Origin of the sequence: Paenibacillus glacialis, from assembly GCF_001637205.1 — a bacterium.
Classification (GTDB): Bacteria; Bacillota; Bacilli; order Paenibacillales; family Paenibacillaceae; genus Paenibacillus_AQ; species Paenibacillus_AQ glacialis.
On sequence record NZ_LVJH01000058.1, the window covers coordinates 64,234 to 80,933 of the forward strand.

The 16,700-nt window shown below is 40.9% G+C and carries 16 protein-coding genes; 7 read left to right on the top strand and 9 right to left on the bottom strand.

Annotated elements, in window-relative coordinates:
• Window positions 1–254: 254 nt before the first annotated feature.
• The 5 genes from PGLA_RS21235 to katA all read left to right on the top strand — a co-directional run bounded on the left by PGLA_RS21235 (window position 255) and on the right by katA (window position 7,268).
• Window positions 255–1,253, top strand: a complete 999-nt coding sequence (locus PGLA_RS21235) for a substrate-binding domain-containing protein (RefSeq protein WP_068536751.1) — start codon at window positions 255–257, stop codon at window positions 1,251–1,253.
• On the top strand, window positions 1,250–2,704 hold the full coding sequence (locus tag PGLA_RS21240) for a sensor histidine kinase (RefSeq protein WP_068536754.1): 1,455 nt from the start codon (window positions 1,250–1,252) through the stop codon (window positions 2,702–2,704). Before PGLA_RS21235 ends, PGLA_RS21240 begins: the two co-directional genes overlap by 4 nt.
• Window positions 2,679–4,025, top strand: coding sequence for a response regulator (locus tag PGLA_RS21245; protein ID WP_068536756.1), 1,347 nt, complete (start codon window positions 2,679–2,681; stop codon window positions 4,023–4,025). Before PGLA_RS21240 ends, PGLA_RS21245 begins: the two co-directional genes overlap by 26 nt.
• Window positions 4,026–4,271: 246 nt before the next feature.
• A complete protein-coding gene (locus PGLA_RS21250; protein ID WP_068537143.1) occupies window positions 4,272–5,627 on the top strand; it encodes a sugar porter family MFS transporter in 1,356 nt (451 codons plus the stop codon).
• A 192-nt stretch (window positions 5,628–5,819) separates the two neighbouring features.
• Window positions 5,820–7,268, top strand: a complete 1,449-nt coding sequence (gene katA / locus PGLA_RS21255) for a catalase KatA (RefSeq protein WP_068536758.1) — start codon at window positions 5,820–5,822, stop codon at window positions 7,266–7,268.
• Between the two features lie 128 nt (window positions 7,269–7,396).
• On the opposite strand, the gene PGLA_RS21260 is transcribed toward katA, so the two are convergent.
• The 3 genes from PGLA_RS21260 to PGLA_RS21270 all read right to left on the bottom strand — a co-directional run bounded on the left by PGLA_RS21260 (window position 7,397) and on the right by PGLA_RS21270 (window position 9,664).
• Complete coding sequence (locus PGLA_RS21260; protein WP_483823623.1) at window positions 7,397–8,176, bottom strand: MetQ/NlpA family ABC transporter substrate-binding protein; 780 nt, start codon at window positions 8,174–8,176, stop codon at window positions 7,397–7,399.
• 71 nt (window positions 8,177–8,247) lie between these two features.
• Complete coding sequence (locus tag PGLA_RS21265; protein WP_068536764.1) at window positions 8,248–8,910, bottom strand: methionine ABC transporter permease; 663 nt, start codon at window positions 8,908–8,910, stop codon at window positions 8,248–8,250.
• Entirely contained in the window at window positions 8,903–9,664 is a 762-nt protein-coding gene (locus tag PGLA_RS21270; protein ID WP_068536767.1) for a methionine ABC transporter ATP-binding protein, read from the bottom strand. Before PGLA_RS21270 ends, PGLA_RS21265 begins: the two co-directional genes overlap by 8 nt.
• Before the next feature lie 702 nt (window positions 9,665–10,366).
• Between PGLA_RS21270 and mscL the strand changes: the two genes are divergently transcribed.
• Complete coding sequence (gene mscL, locus PGLA_RS21275; RefSeq protein WP_068536770.1) at window positions 10,367–10,759, top strand: large conductance mechanosensitive channel protein MscL; 393 nt, start codon at window positions 10,367–10,369, stop codon at window positions 10,757–10,759.
• 165 nt (window positions 10,760–10,924) lie between these two features.
• On the top strand, window positions 10,925–11,311 hold the full coding sequence (locus tag PGLA_RS21280) for a hypothetical protein (protein ID WP_068536773.1): 387 nt from the start codon (window positions 10,925–10,927) through the stop codon (window positions 11,309–11,311).
• 117 nt (window positions 11,312–11,428) lie between these two features.
• Here the strand turns inward: PGLA_RS21280 and PGLA_RS21285 are convergent, their stop codons facing one another.
• The 6 genes from PGLA_RS21285 to desA all read right to left on the bottom strand — a co-directional run bounded on the left by PGLA_RS21285 (window position 11,429) and on the right by desA (window position 16,687).
• Window positions 11,429–11,947: a hypothetical protein gene (locus PGLA_RS21285; RefSeq protein WP_068536775.1), complete on the bottom strand. Its 519-nt coding sequence runs from the start codon at window positions 11,945–11,947 to the stop codon at window positions 11,429–11,431.
• A 1-nt stretch (window position 11,948) separates the two neighbouring features.
• The gene (locus PGLA_RS21290) at window positions 11,949–12,935 is read right to left on the bottom strand and encodes a Gfo/Idh/MocA family protein (RefSeq protein ID WP_084411385.1); all 987 of its coding nucleotides are present in this window, start codon (window positions 12,933–12,935) and stop codon (window positions 11,949–11,951) included.
• 164 nt (window positions 12,936–13,099) lie between these two features.
• Complete coding sequence (locus PGLA_RS21295; protein WP_068536781.1) at window positions 13,100–13,549, bottom strand: hypothetical protein; 450 nt, start codon at window positions 13,547–13,549, stop codon at window positions 13,100–13,102.
• A gap of 262 nt (window positions 13,550–13,811) precedes the next feature.
• A complete protein-coding gene (locus PGLA_RS21300; RefSeq protein ID WP_068536784.1) occupies window positions 13,812–14,411 on the bottom strand; it encodes a response regulator transcription factor in 600 nt (199 codons plus the stop codon).
• Window positions 14,408–15,550: a sensor histidine kinase gene (locus PGLA_RS21305; RefSeq protein ID WP_068536788.1), complete on the bottom strand. Its 1,143-nt coding sequence runs from the start codon at window positions 15,548–15,550 to the stop codon at window positions 14,408–14,410. Before PGLA_RS21305 ends, PGLA_RS21300 begins: the two co-directional genes overlap by 4 nt.
• Before the next feature lie 78 nt (window positions 15,551–15,628).
• On the bottom strand, window positions 15,629–16,687 hold the full coding sequence (desA, locus tag PGLA_RS21310; RefSeq protein WP_068536791.1) for a Delta(5) desaturase DesA: 1,059 nt from the start codon (window positions 16,685–16,687) through the stop codon (window positions 15,629–15,631).
• Window positions 16,688–16,700: the final 13 nt, after the last annotated feature.

Consider the following 16,700-nt stretch of genomic DNA (forward strand, 5'->3'; position numbering starts at 1 on the left):
GTTATACTTTGTAACTCTTACGAGTTACCCTTCTATAATAGAATAGATATAGGAAAAAATACACAGTTATTTAAGAGCGCTTACTTCGCTTTATCCCAAGTAAACCAAGGGTTAAATCTCGCTTTTTCGCTTCAGCGCAATACATTTACCTCCATTTTTTCGCTCGACCACTCTTGGATCATGGGTATCTTTTGGGTTTACTCCATGTTTCTAGTATAATGTGCATACTAAGAGTGTTACTAAGGAGTTACATCATGTCAAACAGAAAATGGAACCTAAGCATTGTGATTTTATTTGTTATATTTGCTACTTTAATGCTAGGTTTCTTGTTCTCTATGTTACATATTCGCGAATTAATACAACCCTTGAAATCCATACCTAACAATGATTCTGCCGCTCGTCATGTCGTATTGATCTCTCAAGAATTGGACAATCCCTACTGGCGTTCTATTGAAGAAGGAGCACGTAGGGCCTCTCTGAAATATGACATGAATCTTGAATACATCGGGCCATTCCGCATCAATCCTGATGAACAAATGATTCTATTAGAGAAAGCGATCGCTGCCAAAGCAGATGCTATCTTGATTCAAGGAATCAATGACCCCATATATCGTTCGTTAATTGATAAAGCCATGGACCAAGGAATTCCTATAATCACTATAGATACCGATGAACCTGGAAGTGGAAGATTGTCTTATGTGGGCACAGATAATTATGTGGCTGGGAAAAGAATGGGCGAACTTGTCGTTCAAGCAACCGGTACTCAAGCCAGTAGTATCGGTGTGTTGATTGGAAATGAGATGTCCTTCAATCAACAACAACGTCTACAAGGTTTCCGTTCGGTCATCAACCAACATGAAGATCTCACGATTGTCGAAGTCAGGTCATCTAATATATCTCGTCTTCAAGCTGCTGAGCAAGCAGAGGACATCCTGTTAAATCATCCAAAAGTTCGCTATATGGTTGGTCTTAGCTCACTCGATGGACTTGGCATCTTAGAAGCGACTCAGCGTGTCCCATTACGAGATATTACCATATTCGCATTTGATGATTTGGACGAGACGAAAACACGTATTAAGCAATGCAAGATCCTATCGACCATTGTGCAACAGCCTAGCCGAATGGGATATGACGCTATATCACTGGTCCATGAATATTTCCAGGGCCATACTCAACAACAGCAACATTTCACGGCAATTACAGTACTGGACCCTAATACATCCAGTGCTAAAGATGGGACCCGTTGCCCATGACGATTCGCAAAAAGTTACTCCTGTTTATTCCATTACTAGTCCTTCTCGTCAATTTAGTGACTTTCTTCTTATATGAAAGCGGAAAAACTGTTCAACAAAGCTACGATATTATGATGGAACGAATCCTTATGTATAAACAATCCTCCCAAAGTGCAGATCTTAATCTTAGGTTGCTTTATCGTGATTTGATCCATACTGAAGATAGTAACGCTACTGAACTAGAACAAGAGCAGAATAACCTAGAGCATGTACGTGCCATTCTCTCGGGCATTTCGAGTCCCTCTCTCGCACCATCAGATATGACAAGTTATGTCCATATGCTGGAGACACTCAAGGAGCAGATGAGCGCCGCCATTGCAGCAAGCAAAGCACAAACGCCACGCATTGCATTTGCCCATTACGAGGATGCAGAGCAAACAACTGGTTTTATTCGTGCAGAAGCGCAACGACTTGTTGATTCAGAGATTAGCTTCTATCAACCCATTTATCGAGAAATTCAACAAGAAAATACACGTATGAATTACTTAAGTTCAGCTATATTTGTTATCAATACGCTGATCAGTATTGTCCTCGCTTACTGGATCTCTCGAAGCATCACCATCCCGGTCAGTCAACTTGTCGGTATGGCAAGAAGGATCTCCAAAGGTGATCTGCATGTTCAACCTCTTACGACACGATCTGATGATGAGCTTGGCATATTGTCAGGAGCTTTTGAACAAATGACGAGCGACCTCTTAGTCTTTATCGAGAAAGATAAAGCAAACATACAACAAGAGAAACTTATCAAAGAATTGGAGTTACAAGCATTACAGAACCAGATGAATCCACATTTTCTTTTTAACACATTAAATGTTCTGTCTCGATTGGCCTTACTCGAAGGTGCAGAGAAGACAAGTGATCTCATCGTATCTATGTCGAATCTCCTGCGCTATAATCTGCGGAATTTAGACCAACCCGTGACGCTACAAGATGAGTTAGCCATGGTGCAAGAATACTTTACGATTCAGCAAGCTCGGTTTAGAGATCGTATTTCGTTCGAACTAGACATCGATGAATCTACGTTACAAGTATCCATTCCTGCCTTAACCCTACAGCCTATCCTAGAGAATTCTTTCTTACATGGGATACAAGGAATGGAACAAGGGGCTATCATCCGTCTTGAAATAGGTAGAGTTCCGGACGGTGGTGTACTTGTTACACTATCGGACAACGGGTGCGGAATGAACGAGATAACCAAACAATCCTTGCTGCGAATGGAAGCAGGCCCTGAGAAGGAACACTCCACAGGCCTCGGCACCAAAAATGTGTTCAAACGTCTGGAATTATTCTATGGGCAACAGAATCTTGTGAATATTCATAGTGCACCAGGGCGAGGAACAACCATTACTATCCTCATTCCACCTAGAAAGGAGGAAGAACACCAACATGTATCGGATATTGATCGCGGATGATGAAGCATTAGAACGTGAAGGACTGGAATGGATCATTCAACGTATGATGCCTGATACGTTTCAGGTGATTCATGCGGATAATGGGCGAACGGCGATTGAGCGAGCGGAAGAACATCGACCCCATATCGTGATGATGGATGTCAATATGCCAGGTATACAAGGCTTGGCTGCCATACGAGAGATTAAAGAACGACTTCCTGATACAAAGTTCGTCTTAGTCACAGCTTATGATTACTTCGCATATGCCAAGGAGGCGCTAACACTTGGCGTGAAGGAATACCTTCTTAAGCCAGCCAAACGTGAACAAATCGTAACGGTCCTCGAGGAACTAATCTCAGAAATAAAGGTTGAGAAGCAAAGGCGCCAGGATGTGCTAGAACTCAAGCATAAATTGTCGCAGTTATTACCGCTGGTCGAGAATGAACTCTCATTAATGTTCATGGTCGATCAGACATTGGATACCGATGCTGAACAATTATCCGAATGGCTCGACTTTCCTCTTGCGCAAGGATGTGCGATTGTGGTTGCATTCCCTGAACACGCTCACTCACAGTCCCATCAGAAAATATACGACATCATCCGAAGTTTCGCCAAAACCAATGAATCGAGCTGTATCATAAGTTCATTAATCGAACGTCATATGGCGATTTTCTTAGGAAAAGAATCCCGTATTCAGGAGGATCTATGGAGAGAGCAAACCAAACGGTTCGGAGAGAAACTTGCTATGCTGACAGAACGTCAGCTTCAATATGAAGTGTCCATCGGAATTGGAACCCTTGGAAGTGGTGCGGACGGGTTTCGCAAATCTTATTTTGAAGCCGTATTTGCATCTACCTACGACGCCCATCAGGGAAACGTCTGTCACTTTGATGAATTGAAACAGGCGGTTGTTCATCCCCTATCGGAATCAGAGAGCCATTCTTTCACTGCTGAATCTACTCATAGATCGTATGTCATATCCGCCTTGCACCATATCCGGGAAGAACGTGAGAAACAAACGTTAACGGTCCTCGACAGAGCCCAAGGATACATACAAGAAAGATTCACGGAGGATTTATCTCTTGAAGAAGTTGCGGATTTCGTCCATCTCAACCCCCACTATTTCAGTAAAATATTCAAACAACAAACGGGAAGCACATTTATTGATTATGTAACCAATTTACGGATCGATAAAGCCAAAATCCTAATGAGCTCAGATCATCTAAGCCTCAAGGAAGTATGCTACAAAGTAGGTTATAACGATCCCAACTATTTCAGCCGTGTATTTAAAAAAGTGACCGGAATCACCGCAAGTGAATTCCGTGGTCAGACTAAATCGTAAAGGTCCATGTCCTTGAACATGGACTTTTTTGTGTTGCTTAGACATATTTGTGCTAATTCAGCATCATCATAAGGCCATAAATAGATATTATGAATTAAATGCGGGAAGAACACCGATAAGTGAAGGGATTTGTTTCCTAAGACACCGATTATCCGTGATACAATGAGTTCGTTTTTAAAGGGTAATCTGGAGAGGAGTTAACTTAAGTTGGAGAGTACAATAGAGAAACAACATGAACACGTTAGTATGAAATTTGTTATTCTAGTGTCTATTGTATCCGCTTTGGGCGGATTATTATTTGGTTTTGATACAGCAGTTGTGTCGGGTGCCATCGGTTTTATGGGGGACCATTTTCAATTAAGTCAGCTACAGGTAGGTTGGGCCGTATCCAGTCTAATTATAGGTTGTATTGTTGGAGCAGCATCCTCAGGGGTATTGAGTGATAAATTCGGTCGCAAAAAAATCCTGATTAGCGCAGCCATCCTATTCATTATCGGTTCCCTCGGTTCTGGACTTTCAGATACGTTCTCACTTTATGTTATAGCCCGTATGATAGGTGGAATTGGTATAGGGATTACCTCTACCCTATGTCCACTCTACAATGCCGAGATAGCACCTGCGAAGTATCGTGGACGTCTCGTCGCATTAAATCAGCTTGCTGTCGTAACCGGTATCTTCATTACCTATTTCATTAACTTGTGGATTTCCAATTCTGGAGATGCCGCTTGGGGTATTAGCACTGCTTGGCGTTGGATGTTCGGAGTAGGTGCCGTTCCGGGAATACTATTTCTAATTCTACTCTTCTTCGTTCCTGAAAGCCCTAGATGGTTGATTAAGCAAGGAAGACCCGCCGAAGCATTGCCTATTCTACTTCGAATTCACGGTGAAGCATTAGCGAAGAAGGAAGTCGTCGATATTAAGAAGTCGTTCGAGCAGGAAAGCGGATCAATCCGCCAACTATTCAAACCAGGACTACGCATGGCACTCATCGTTGGTGTTGTAATCGCGGTTCTACAACAGATTACAGGAATAAATGCAGTCATGTACTATGCACCGGAAATCTTTAAGGCAACAGGTGCAGGTACCAACACTGCGTTGACCCAGACGATTCTTGTAGGTTTGGTCAATTTCCTATTCACGATTCTGGCCATTTGGCTCATCGATAAAGTTGGACGTAAAGCACTGCTATTAGTTGGTTCAGGATCGATGATGATCTGTCTGATTGTGATAGGTGCTGCTTTTCAAACAGGAAATACCTCAGGACCTTGGGTTCTGATCTTCATATTGCTGTATGTCGCTTCCTTCGCCATATCGCTAGGACCCGTCGTATGGGTCATTATGTCTGAGATCTTTCCGAACCGAATTCGAGGGAAAGCTACAGCCATTGCTTCCATGGCATTATGGGCAGCAGATTATATCGTATCCCAATCGTTCCCACCGATGCTTGGATCTATAGGACCTGGAATTACGTTCTGGATCTTCGGTGCAATGTCCTTGATTACATTCCTATTCACTTGGCGTGTTATTCCCGAGACGAAGGGCAAGACGTTGGAGGAAATCGAATTATTATGGTCAGCACCAAACAACCGTAAGACTCTTTAAGAGTCTTACGGTTTTCTTTTTAATAGACACTATATAACTACATCTATAATCCTTATTTATAATCATTATAAAAAAGTATTGATTATATTTTGAAAGTTGTTATCATATAGATATGAAAGATTGTTTAACCACATGTGATCGGTATTAACAATCCAGCTTTTACAAACTATCCTATGAGGTGATTCTATTATTATGACTAACAATAATCTTACAACCAGTTGGGGTGCTCCTGTAGGAGATAACCAGAACTCATTGACAGCAGGTCCACGTGGTCCCGTATTAATTCAAGATGTGCATCTCCTAGAGAAATTGGCGCATTTCAATAGAGAACGTGTTCCAGAACGTGTTGTTCATGCCAAAGGCGCTGGAGCACACGGTTACTTCGAAGTTACTAATGACTTATCCAAATATACGAAAGCTGCATTTCTTAACACTGTAGGAAAACGTACGCCTATGTTCGCTCGGTTCTCTACCGTTGCCGGTGAGCTTGGATCTTCTGATACGGTGCGTGACCCACGTGGATTCGCTCTAAAGTTCTATACAGAAGAAGGCAACTATGACTTGGTAGGTAACAACACACCGATATTCTTCATCCGTGACGCCATTAAATTCCCTGATTTCATTCATACACAGAAACGTCATCCTCAGACACATCTGAAAAGTCCAAATGCCGTATGGGATTTCTGGTCTTTATCTCCTGAGTCTTTGCACCAAGTATCTATTCTCATGTCCGATCGTGGTATCCCTGCAACCCTAAGACATATGCATGGATTTGGAAGTCATACGTTCAAGTGGGTGAATGCTGAAGGCCAAGCGGTATGGGTTAAATATCACTTCAAGACAGAACAAGGAATCAAGAATCTTAACACTGAGCTTGCTGCCAAACTTGCAGCTGATAATCCTGATTACCATACAGAGGATCTATTCAATGCCATAGACCAAGGCGATTTCCCTGTCTGGAAGCTACATGTTCAAATTATGCCACTAGCAGATGCGAATACGTATCGTTTCGATCCATTCGATGTTACTAAAGTGTGGTCCCAGAAAGACTACCCACTTATCGAAGTAGGTCGGATGGTCCTCGATCGCAACCCAGACAACTATTTCGCTGAAGTGGAACAAGCAACGTTCTCTCCTGGCTCATTCGTACCGGGTGTCGAGGCTTCTCCAGATAAAATGCTTCAAGGTCGTCTGTTCGCATACGGAGATGCACATCGTTATCGCGTGGGTGCGAACCATAATGCGTTGCCTATCAACTGCCCGCATGCAAAAGTAAACAATAATCAACGTGATGGACTTATGCGTCCTGATAACAATGGCGGAGGTTCCGTATATTATGAACCGAATAGCTACGGTGGTGCTACAGAATCACCTAAACATCAACCTGTAGCCTTTGAAGTATCCGGTCAAGCGGATAGCGTAGCCTATGATGAAGCTGATCATTACTCGCAAGCCGGTGACTTATACCGTCTTCTAAGTGAAGATGAACGTACCCGTCTAGTTCAGAACATCGTAGGTGCTATGACTCCTGTAGATAAAGATGAGATTAAGCTTCGTCAAATCGGTCACTTCTATAAAGCCGATCCAGAGTATGGACAGCGGATCGCAGATGGACTCGGATTGTACGTACCAGAATTGTAAGCCTCAGCACTTATACGATAAATATCACATATAAAAGCGGCTGTTCCATAGTAGATTTGTCTACTGACGGAACAGCCGCTTTTTTATTTCCTGTGGAAATTTATATTTCATATTATAGTTGGCAATTATTAGAATGCAGGTACAGCAATTTCATCGTAGTTATCTTTGAAGAATTGTTTCACTTCAGGACTAGTCATTCTCTTAGCTAGCTTCTGAATCGGTTCTGAATCTACATTATCTTTACGAGCGACTAAGGTAATGACGAAATCAGAATCATCGCCTTCTGTAATCAAAGCATCCTTCTTAGGTGTCAGGTTAAGCGGTTTAGCATACGCTGGCGTCATGGCAACAAGATCAACATCATCTAATGTACGTGCCAACATTAACAAATCCACTTCTTTGAATTTGAAATTCTTCTTGTTCTCAATGATGTCTGCTTGCGTTGCCTTGATTCCCACGCCTTCTGTTAACTTGATCAAGCCGTTTTTCTCAAACATGACAAGTGAACGACCGATATTCGAAGGGTCATTCGCGATCGCAATCGTTGCTCCTTCAGGTAACTCCTCAATGTTCTTATATTTCTTGGAGTATGCACCATAAATGGCGTTATAGATTGATTGCACGGGTACCAGTTCACTATTATTGGCCTCATTGTACTGCTTCATATAGGGAACATGCTGAAAAAAGTTAGCGTCAACTTCCTTATTTGCTAAAGCATTGTTAGGTTGAACGTTATCTGTCAGTACGACGATTTCAAGATTGATACCATCTTCTTTCAACATCGGTTTTACGATATCCAATACTTCTGTCATAGGTGGAATAAGCGTCGCTACTTTCAAAGTAACTTCTTCTGATGCGCTCACCTCTGCCTTGTTCTTGTTCTGTCCGCATCCCGCAATCACTAGCATGAATACGACCATTGTAATGATCATCATTTGTTTGTTTCTTTTCATCTGAATTACCTCCGTTGTCTAATTGCTTATCTTTTATCTAATACCCTCGCCATAAAGCTACCCGTATACTGGATAGCCTGCACCAAAATAAGCATGATAATAATCGTAAATATCATGATTTCCGTCTCAAACCTTTGATATCCATATCGGATGGCGAAATCGCCAATGCCGCCCCCACCTACAATTCCCATCACAGTTGAATAAGAGATGAAACTAATTGTAGACGTGGTCAATCCTAACATAAGACCTGAACGTGCTTCCACATAGAGAAATTTGACGATCATCTGCAATGTTGATGCCCCCATCGATGAAGCCGCTTCTATTACGCCTTTAGGTACCTCTAAGAGGGACTGCTCAACTAATCTGGAGTAATAAGCAATAGCCATGATAGATAAGGGGACAGACGCTGCAAGCGTACCTATGGCTGTTCCTACTACGAATCGAGTAAATGGAATCAAGAATACTACGAGTAGTAGAAATGGAAACGATCGAACAACATTAACGAGGATATTCAGAATAGCGAATAGAACACGATTCTCATACATTTGGCCTTTTCTGCACAAATATAATAATGTCCCAACCGGAAGTCCCAACACAAGGGCTGCAGCTATCGAAATCCCTACCATCATAAACGTCTCACCAATTGCATGCCATATCTCAGACTGATATTGCATGATATAGTCAAACATAAGTCTCCCCCACTTTAACCCCTGTCTGTGTCGCAGTCATTCTGGATAAATCCTCAGACGAAATGGTATTCCCCTTATCCGCCTTGAACGTATGAATCAAGCTACCGTTCTCCATCACCGAAACGGTCGTACACATGCTAGTAACCACATTCATCTCATGTGTTACTATAACGACCGTAACTCCAAAAGTACGATTAATATGTTTCAACACATCGAGGATGCCTATAGTCGTTTGCGGATCTAAGGAAGATGTCGGTTCATCACACAGCAACACCTTCGGGCGACTCACAAGCGCTCTAGCGATAGCTACTCGTTGTTGCTGACCTCCGCTTAAACGAGATGGATATTCATCTGCCTTATCCACAATCCCTACAAAGTCCAAATACTCTCGAACTCTCTCTGAGCGCTCCTTCTTCGGTATCCCTGCCATTTCGAGCGGTATAGCGACATTGCCACTTACCGTTCGATTGTTAACCAGATTGAAAGACTGAAAGATCATCCCCATCGATCTGCGGGCTTCCCGGAGGTGCTTAGCGGTCATTGAAGTCAGATCTTCACCATCTACGATAACAGTCCCCTCGTCTGGTCTTTCCAACAGATTGATCATCCTCAAGAGAGTTGATTTCCCTGCACCACTGCTTCCGATGATGCCATGTATCTCTCCCGCTCCCACATCGAGTGAAACCGCATCAACCGCTTGGAAACGACTGTTCGATGTAACAAACGTCTTACTCACTTGATGTAATGAGATCATCAAGATTCCCCTCCTTCTGTAGGGATTCATTCATTTAGTCATTATCCGCACCATTCATGAACGAATATATAGCCTTTGTAAGGCTAGACAAGAATAAGGCCCGCTAGACATAACGTCTGAGCGAGCAGTCATAACCACAATTAGTAATCGGATTTCTATCACGGTTCTAGGCAATGACATGCAGAAATTAGTATACCATAAATTTAATTAATAGAATTTCAAAAGATAATGGAAATCTCTGCATATTTTTTTGCTTAGTCATAAAACAACACTTATTTTCTATTAGTATACAGCTCATATTCTGAATTAATTCCTACGTTCAGAGAATATGCACCACTGACAATTACGGAGTTCTTAATAACCAACTTTATATCCCACTGCGTTCTATTTAAACATCTAAATTCTATCTGACATATGATCTCAACCAACCTATCACAACTTTACTGAAACAATCTATTTCTCATATATCGTACGTAATAATTTTGCCGCTGTCTACTACATAACTACTTCCACCTGAATCCTTTGATTAGTGAAAATTAAAAACAACACTTATCCCTAAAGACAGTCCACTCATATTATTCATTAACGGATTTTTTATTGGAACGCAACATAATCCTCTTTTATAACCTATTCTTGTAGCAACTCCTTAATTTTGATATAATCCATTCAAATATTTAGAAATTAAGGGATGTGACATGATTCGTGTTAAAAGAATTTAAAGCTTTCGCGCTCAAAGGAAATGTAATGGATCTTGCGGTTGCAGTCATTATCGGAGCTGCCTTCGGAAAAATCGTTACTTCCTTGGTTAATGACCTACTTATGCCATTGATTGGCTTGCTTCTGGGAGGTAAGAACTTTTCTGGATTGGAACTTCCATTAGGTGATGCCGTTTTGAAATATGGGCTATTCATCCAAACGGTTATTGATTTCATTATTATCTCTTTCTCTATCTTCCTATTTATTAAATTGTTGAGCCAATTTAAACGCAAAGAAGAGGCGCAACCTTCTGAGCCCCCAGCTCCTTCTAATGAAGAAGTATTACTAACTGAAATTCGAGACTTGTTGAAACAACAGAGTCAAGGTACGGATAACTAGATTATCTAACTCTATGAGGATGATTCGTTCTACATCGATTCTAATTCGGTCTAGAATGAATCATCCTCATTTGCAAAAAACAAACGAAATTTAGTCCGATAAGTCTAATCCAAACCTACAACTCTCTCATACATTGTTATCATCTCATAATAAGGAGTGATAGCAATGCAAGGGAATTTCTTCAATAACGGTGTTCGCCTCTCCATGTTCTCTGGAGCGAACTTTACAGGCAGACGTCTCACATTTAGACGCGGAGGGATAGCTGTTAGGAACCTAGGAGCATTTAGATTCAATAATGTGCTCACTAGTTTCAGACTTAGAAATGTATTATTTCCTTCAGCCGTAACACTTGTGCTGTTCTCTCGTAACAACTTTCAAGGTTCATTTCGTATATTTTGTGGGAGAACAAATGTCGCTAACTTAAGCAGATTCAACTTTAACAATGTGACCTCTTCATTTATTCTCGTAGGATCTAGACTCAGCGAAGGTCAAGTCCTCGAAATTCAACGTACAGGCAACCTACCTTGTGATATGGTGGTTGTCACACAGTAATCGATTTCGTTGGATTCAATATTCTGAAATTCAAAAATTCTGGAATAGCCAATTAAGCCGTTCCAGAATTTTTCTAAAATCCTTTATTTTGCGTATCATATTTGTTCTGTCCTCGAACTACTGAAGATCCTTTAATCCTATAAGCGTCTGTATAACATGATCGACAACCTCTGGAACATCCTCCATTTGATCCTCATTTATTTTACGTTGGAACCTCACCTCAATCGTATCCGTAAAGAGCGTACGCTCTTGTCCATATACATAACTTAAGGTTTGTGTCGGGGTTATCGAAGACTCCCAGATCTGAGGAAGCATCTGAGCGATTTGACTACACTGTGTCTCCACGTTCTCAATCTGCATAACAAATCGTAAACGTAACGTACAAGCAGGATTCTCATCGGGAAGTTCTAGTATTTCAGCCGCTAAATCTTGGAGTGATGCCTCTAAAGCAATCTCTGCCGTAATCTCCCTATGTTCAGCTAGTACGAACTGAATAGCGAACTCTCGTGACATGACCGACATTTCCATTCGGTCCATCCGATTCGTTATATGGATTGTTCCATCTATATTATCCAAATCGTACAACGTATTCTCGAAAGCGACCTTCAAATTCTCGTATACCGTAGGATCATACATATTAGGTTATATCCGCCGGGTACTGAAGACCAATCTGACGTCTAGTTTCCTCCATCACTTGCGCAACAGCTAATGATGTTGCTAAAGAATTGATAGATCCATCCCGCTTACCATTCGTAAGCAATCTCATAAATTCCTGAATTTCGTAATACATCGATTCATGTAGTTGCGGTTGAGATATATCTTCAATCGTACCGTCTCTATAATGAATTTTCACATCATACGGCTGACTTATTTTATCAATAACCATCGTTCCATTCTCTCCCTGAATCTCTGCAGGTAAATAAGAGTCACTAATCTTGGAATGCATCACAACGGCATCCATATCATTATATTTCATCACGATACTTCCTTCTCCGTCTACGCCTGAGGATAACATCACACCCACAGCGTGGACAGCATCCGGCTTACCGAATAACGCCACCATCGGATAGATACAGTAGATACCTAAGTCCATTAAAGATCCGTTAGAATATATTGGATTAAAAGCATTCAGTACATTCCCCTGCTTATATGCGTCATACCGTGAGGAATATTGGCAGTAGCCTGCAAAATAACGTCGAACCTGACCTAGTTTATATAAATTGTCTTTCATAATCTTGAAGTTCGGCATAAGTGTAGATTTCAACGCTTCCATTAACAGCACATCATTGTCCTTTGCTACGTTAATCATTTCTTGCATCTCCGTTGCATTGGAAGCCATAGGTTTTTCACATAGAACATGTTTCCCATGATTCATACATAGTATGGCTTGCTCGGCATGAAATGAATTCGGACTGGCAATATATACGGCATCAAATTGATCACTCGACACCATTTCCTCTAGATCAGTGTATACCTTAGGATTATTATATTTAGCAGCAAAAGTCTTGCCCTTCTCTTCCGTACGGGAATATACCGCAGTAAGAACGAATTGCTCTGTCTCCTGCGCCGCTTGAAGGAAGCGTTCTGTTATCCAGTTCGTCCCAATAATAGCGAATCGTATCATAATTTAAGCTCATCCCTCTCTTATGTGATCTTGATAATATCATTCTCTCATTATCGATTCTTCATGTCCAACTTCTAATCATAATCACAAAAAAATCCATTCAACCTCATTATTGAGATTGAACGGATTCTTGAGTATTATTTAACATTTCAATTAAAAATCATTTAAAGGGAAGGTTCTTGTGGTTGTGTCCCTGACTGCTGATTCATTTGTTTCGACATTTTAGCTGGCAATGTCCAAGCTGTCGCTACTGCAAACACGACAAAGAGGATATCCATTCCACCGAAAAATTCAGTAATATTATCTTGAAACAAGGTTATTAGCTCACTGTTGAACATACCATTAAATCCATCGTTGATTATGTAACTGAAAATAAAATACTTACCAAGTAAAATACCTATCAAGCTAGCGATGACTGCAATGATTTGATGAATCTGATTCGTCTGTTTTTTCGCTAAAAATGCTACCGTATATCCAGCTAACCCTCCGATACCCCACGCTATAAGCCCTAATTCATACTCTGTTAACACTGCTATCGTTGCCCAGATCGCGCCCCCAATAATTGCAGCTAATAACGCTCCTATTACAGGTAATACAATTCCATTTCTTTGCACTTTTACATTCCCCATTTTCTACATTTTTTAAAAAACACCTTTTCTATATTAACATAAATACTCCTATAATTCGACTATTTTTGTAAATATATTCTTCACACTACTAAAGGAAGAATGTAATATAATGTCGATCACTTGTAATATTCCTGCAATCTAATTTTCATCTTGCATTAATGTATCAACGTTACAATGAAGTTACCCCTTTTAATAATATATAAATTTAAAACCCACAGCCCGTTGCTGTGGGTTCCTTTTTTTTTATTTATTTAAACCATCCTTTTTCCTTAAAACGTGTGATGGCTTCGATTCGGTTAGTAACGTCGAGCTTATCTAGAATAACAGATATATAATTACGTACGGTTCCCGTTGTAATATACAAAGTGGTAGCGATTTCCTTCGTATTCTTACCATCGGCAATCATTTGTAGAACTTCTTTCTCCCGATCAGTAAGCGGACTTTCCTGACTGTAAGCACCATCTACGAGCTCTGGCGCATAGATGCGTCGTCCCGCCATTACACTGCGAATACTACTCGCAAGTTCCTCACTTGGGCTGTCTTTTAACAAATAACTGCTTACTCCCGCTTTAAGCGCACGTTCGAAATATCCAGGTCTAGCAAACGTAGTTAATATAATCACTTTACAGTTGTATGCCTTCAATTCCTCAGCCGCATCAAGGCCACTCTTCGCCGGCATTTCAATATCCATGATACAAATATCTGGTTGATGAAGGTGAACCAAAGATACGGCTTCTTCACCATTACTTGCTCTGCCGACAACCGTCATATCCTCTTCCAAATCAAGTAAGGAAGCAAGAGCACCCAGTAGCATTCGCTGATCTTCAGCAATGACTATACGAATCATAACCCCGTCTCCCTTTCCGGTTTCTTGACATTGTTAGGTACTGTAATGACCAGAAGCGTTCCACTATCTGACACGACTTTAAGGCTTCCATTAACAAATTCAAGCCGTTCCATCATACCGTTCAGACCATTACCTCTAAAGCAATTGTTACTTTCATCCATAACGATACCGATCCCATTATCTTTTACTCTGATAACTAGATCTGTCCGAGAAGCTTCAATGCCTATGGTGCATGAGGACGCTTCGCTATGTTTCACCACATTAGTAACAGCTTCCTTGAGGCACATACTAAGGACATTTTCCGTAAGCAATGAGGTGTACTTCAGTGTCGGATCACCTTCAATACTGCACTCAATATCAGCTGCCTTAAGAATCTGACTAACACGATAAATCTCATCTTCAACTCTTGTTCCACGCATCTCTGTAACCATTTCTCGTACTTCCTTTAACGCGCTTCTTGCTGTTTGGCGAACATCGTTAATTTCAGCTTGGGCTTGCGTAATATTCTTACTCATTAATTTGCTAGCTAGATCGCTCTTCAATCCAATGAGAGAAAGCTTCTGACCCAAAGTATCATGCAAATCACGAGCAATTCTCTGCCGTTCCTCTAGCTTTACAAGTTCAGATATTCGTTTATTTGCATCCTCAAGCTGACCTTGCAGCTTATCACTCTTGTTCCGATTATAGGTATTCACAGGAAGCAGAATTACCCCAATCAGACTCATGACAATAAATGGAAACTGTGTAATGAACAAAGGATTTTGTGATACAAATCCATAATTAATGCTTACAAATGTCGTGACAAGGTGAATGCAATACAGTGTAATAAATCCAGGTTTACTCTGAATATTTCCGATAAAAAGAGCTAAGAAGATAGCAAAATAAACATAACCAAACAACAAGGTCATGCCTATTGAGATGACAATCTGTACGCTTGTCCAAAAGTATATCTGCCATCCTCTTGTTACAAACGACAGCACATAACATCCTAGAAAGACAATAGTCATAATAACGCCGGAAGCGATCTGATAGGATGATGACGCGCGAAATATGAAATAAAAAGGGAGGATACAAAAGACGACCCATACGTATGGACTTAGTCCCGTGTTCTTATGGAATATTTGATACCATTTCGGCATGGTCGTCTCACCCTCTTTTTGTATGCCAACTGAATTTATTTGAATATATTCTAATCTATTTTAGTGTACCACACTTCATTATTTTTCTTGTAAACTAGGTTTAGTAACCTTTAATTTCTCTGCTACGGAATCCAAGTTACGAAGCCGATTTTTTAACTCACCAAAACCAATAAAGGTTTTATTCTTCTCATCCCACAGGCGGAAGTTAAGTGATTTCAGACTCGTCCTAAGTGTAATGGTAGTCGCATGATGAAGAGGTGGTGTTGAATTATGCGCTTCTTCCAAACGATAGTTCGGTACTTTTGGGCTCAAATGGTGAACGTGGTGGAAACCAATATTACCTGTGAACCATTGAAGAACCTTTGGAAGTTTGTAATACGAGCTTCCGTCCACTGCGGCTTTTACATAATCCCATTCATCTTCGTTCTCAAAGTAGGAATCCTCGAACTGATGTTGGACATAGAATAACCAAATCCCAAGACACCCTGACACGAAGAAGACCGGACCTTGAACCAATACAAATGCCTGCCAGCCAATAGCCCAGATCAACAATGAATAGATCGCTACAAGAGATATGTTCACAACGTAGGTATTAATACGTTCTTTGCGTTTCGCGCCTTTACGGTTAAAGCGATATTGAAACAAGAATACACTGATTGGACCGAGTCCAAACATGACTAACGGATTACGATAGAAGCGATATGCCAATCTGCGCATCTTAGAAGCCTCTAAATATTCATCTATGGTAAGAAGCCACATATCTCCTGTGCCCCGTTTATCTAGATTACTACTGGTTGCATGATGCATAGTATGCGTGTATTTCCATTGTTCGAAAGGAACCAACGCAACGATACCTGTAATCGTTCCAACGATCTTATTAGCTAATTTGTTTTTGAAGAACGCTTGATGTGTACAATCATGGAAAATAATAAAGGTTCTGATCACAAATCCAGAAGTGACAATCGCCAATACTATTGTCAACCAATAAGAAACAGAAAGACTAAGATAGGCGGCATACCAGAGCACTATTAAGGGTCCAATTGTATTTATTAGCTGTCTAACACTCGATTTTATCTCGGTTTTCTCAAAAGGTGCAACCTTTTTACGTAAGCTGTTGACTTGTTTAGCCTCGGACATCTCGTGTTTTCCT

Excerpts from the sequence above, each read along its gene's own strand:
- PGLA_RS21280 (WP_068536773.1), top strand. The coding sequence starts at position 10,925 with ATGCAAGGGAATTTCTTCAATAACGGTGTTCGCCTCTCCATGTTCTCT.
- PGLA_RS21265 (WP_068536764.1), bottom strand. The coding sequence starts at position 8,910 with ATGTTTGACTATATCATGCAATATCAGTCTGAGATATGGCATGCAATT.
- PGLA_RS21285 (WP_068536775.1), bottom strand. The coding sequence starts at position 11,947 with ATGTATGATCCTACGGTATACGAGAATTTGAAGGTCGCTTTCGAGAAT.
- PGLA_RS21270 (WP_068536767.1), bottom strand. The coding sequence starts at position 9,664 with ATGATCTCATTACATCAAGTGAGTAAGACGTTTGTTACATCGAACAGT.
- PGLA_RS21290 (WP_084411385.1), bottom strand. The coding sequence starts at position 12,935 with ATGATACGATTCGCTATTATTGGGACGAACTGGATAACAGAACGCTTC.
- katA (WP_068536758.1), top strand. The coding sequence starts at position 5,820 with ATGACTAACAATAATCTTACAACCAGTTGGGGTGCTCCTGTAGGAGAT.
- PGLA_RS21245 (WP_068536756.1), top strand. The coding sequence starts at position 2,679 with ATGTATCGGATATTGATCGCGGATGATGAAGCATTAGAACGTGAAGGA.
- PGLA_RS21250 (WP_068537143.1), top strand. The coding sequence starts at position 4,272 with ATGAAATTTGTTATTCTAGTGTCTATTGTATCCGCTTTGGGCGGATTA.
- desA (WP_068536791.1), bottom strand. The coding sequence starts at position 16,687 with ATGTCCGAGGCTAAACAAGTCAACAGCTTACGTAAAAAGGTTGCACCT.
- PGLA_RS21260 (WP_483823623.1), bottom strand. The coding sequence starts at position 8,176 with ATGCTAGTGATTGCGGGATGCGGACAGAACAAGAACAAGGCAGAGGTG.
- PGLA_RS21305 (WP_068536788.1), bottom strand. The coding sequence starts at position 15,550 with ATGCCGAAATGGTATCAAATATTCCATAAGAACACGGGACTAAGTCCA.
- PGLA_RS21240 (WP_068536754.1), top strand. The coding sequence starts at position 1,250 with ATGACGATTCGCAAAAAGTTACTCCTGTTTATTCCATTACTAGTCCTT.
- PGLA_RS21300 (WP_068536784.1), bottom strand. The coding sequence starts at position 14,411 with ATGATTCGTATAGTCATTGCTGAAGATCAGCGAATGCTACTGGGTGCT.
- PGLA_RS21235 (WP_068536751.1), top strand. The coding sequence starts at position 255 with ATGTCAAACAGAAAATGGAACCTAAGCATTGTGATTTTATTTGTTATA.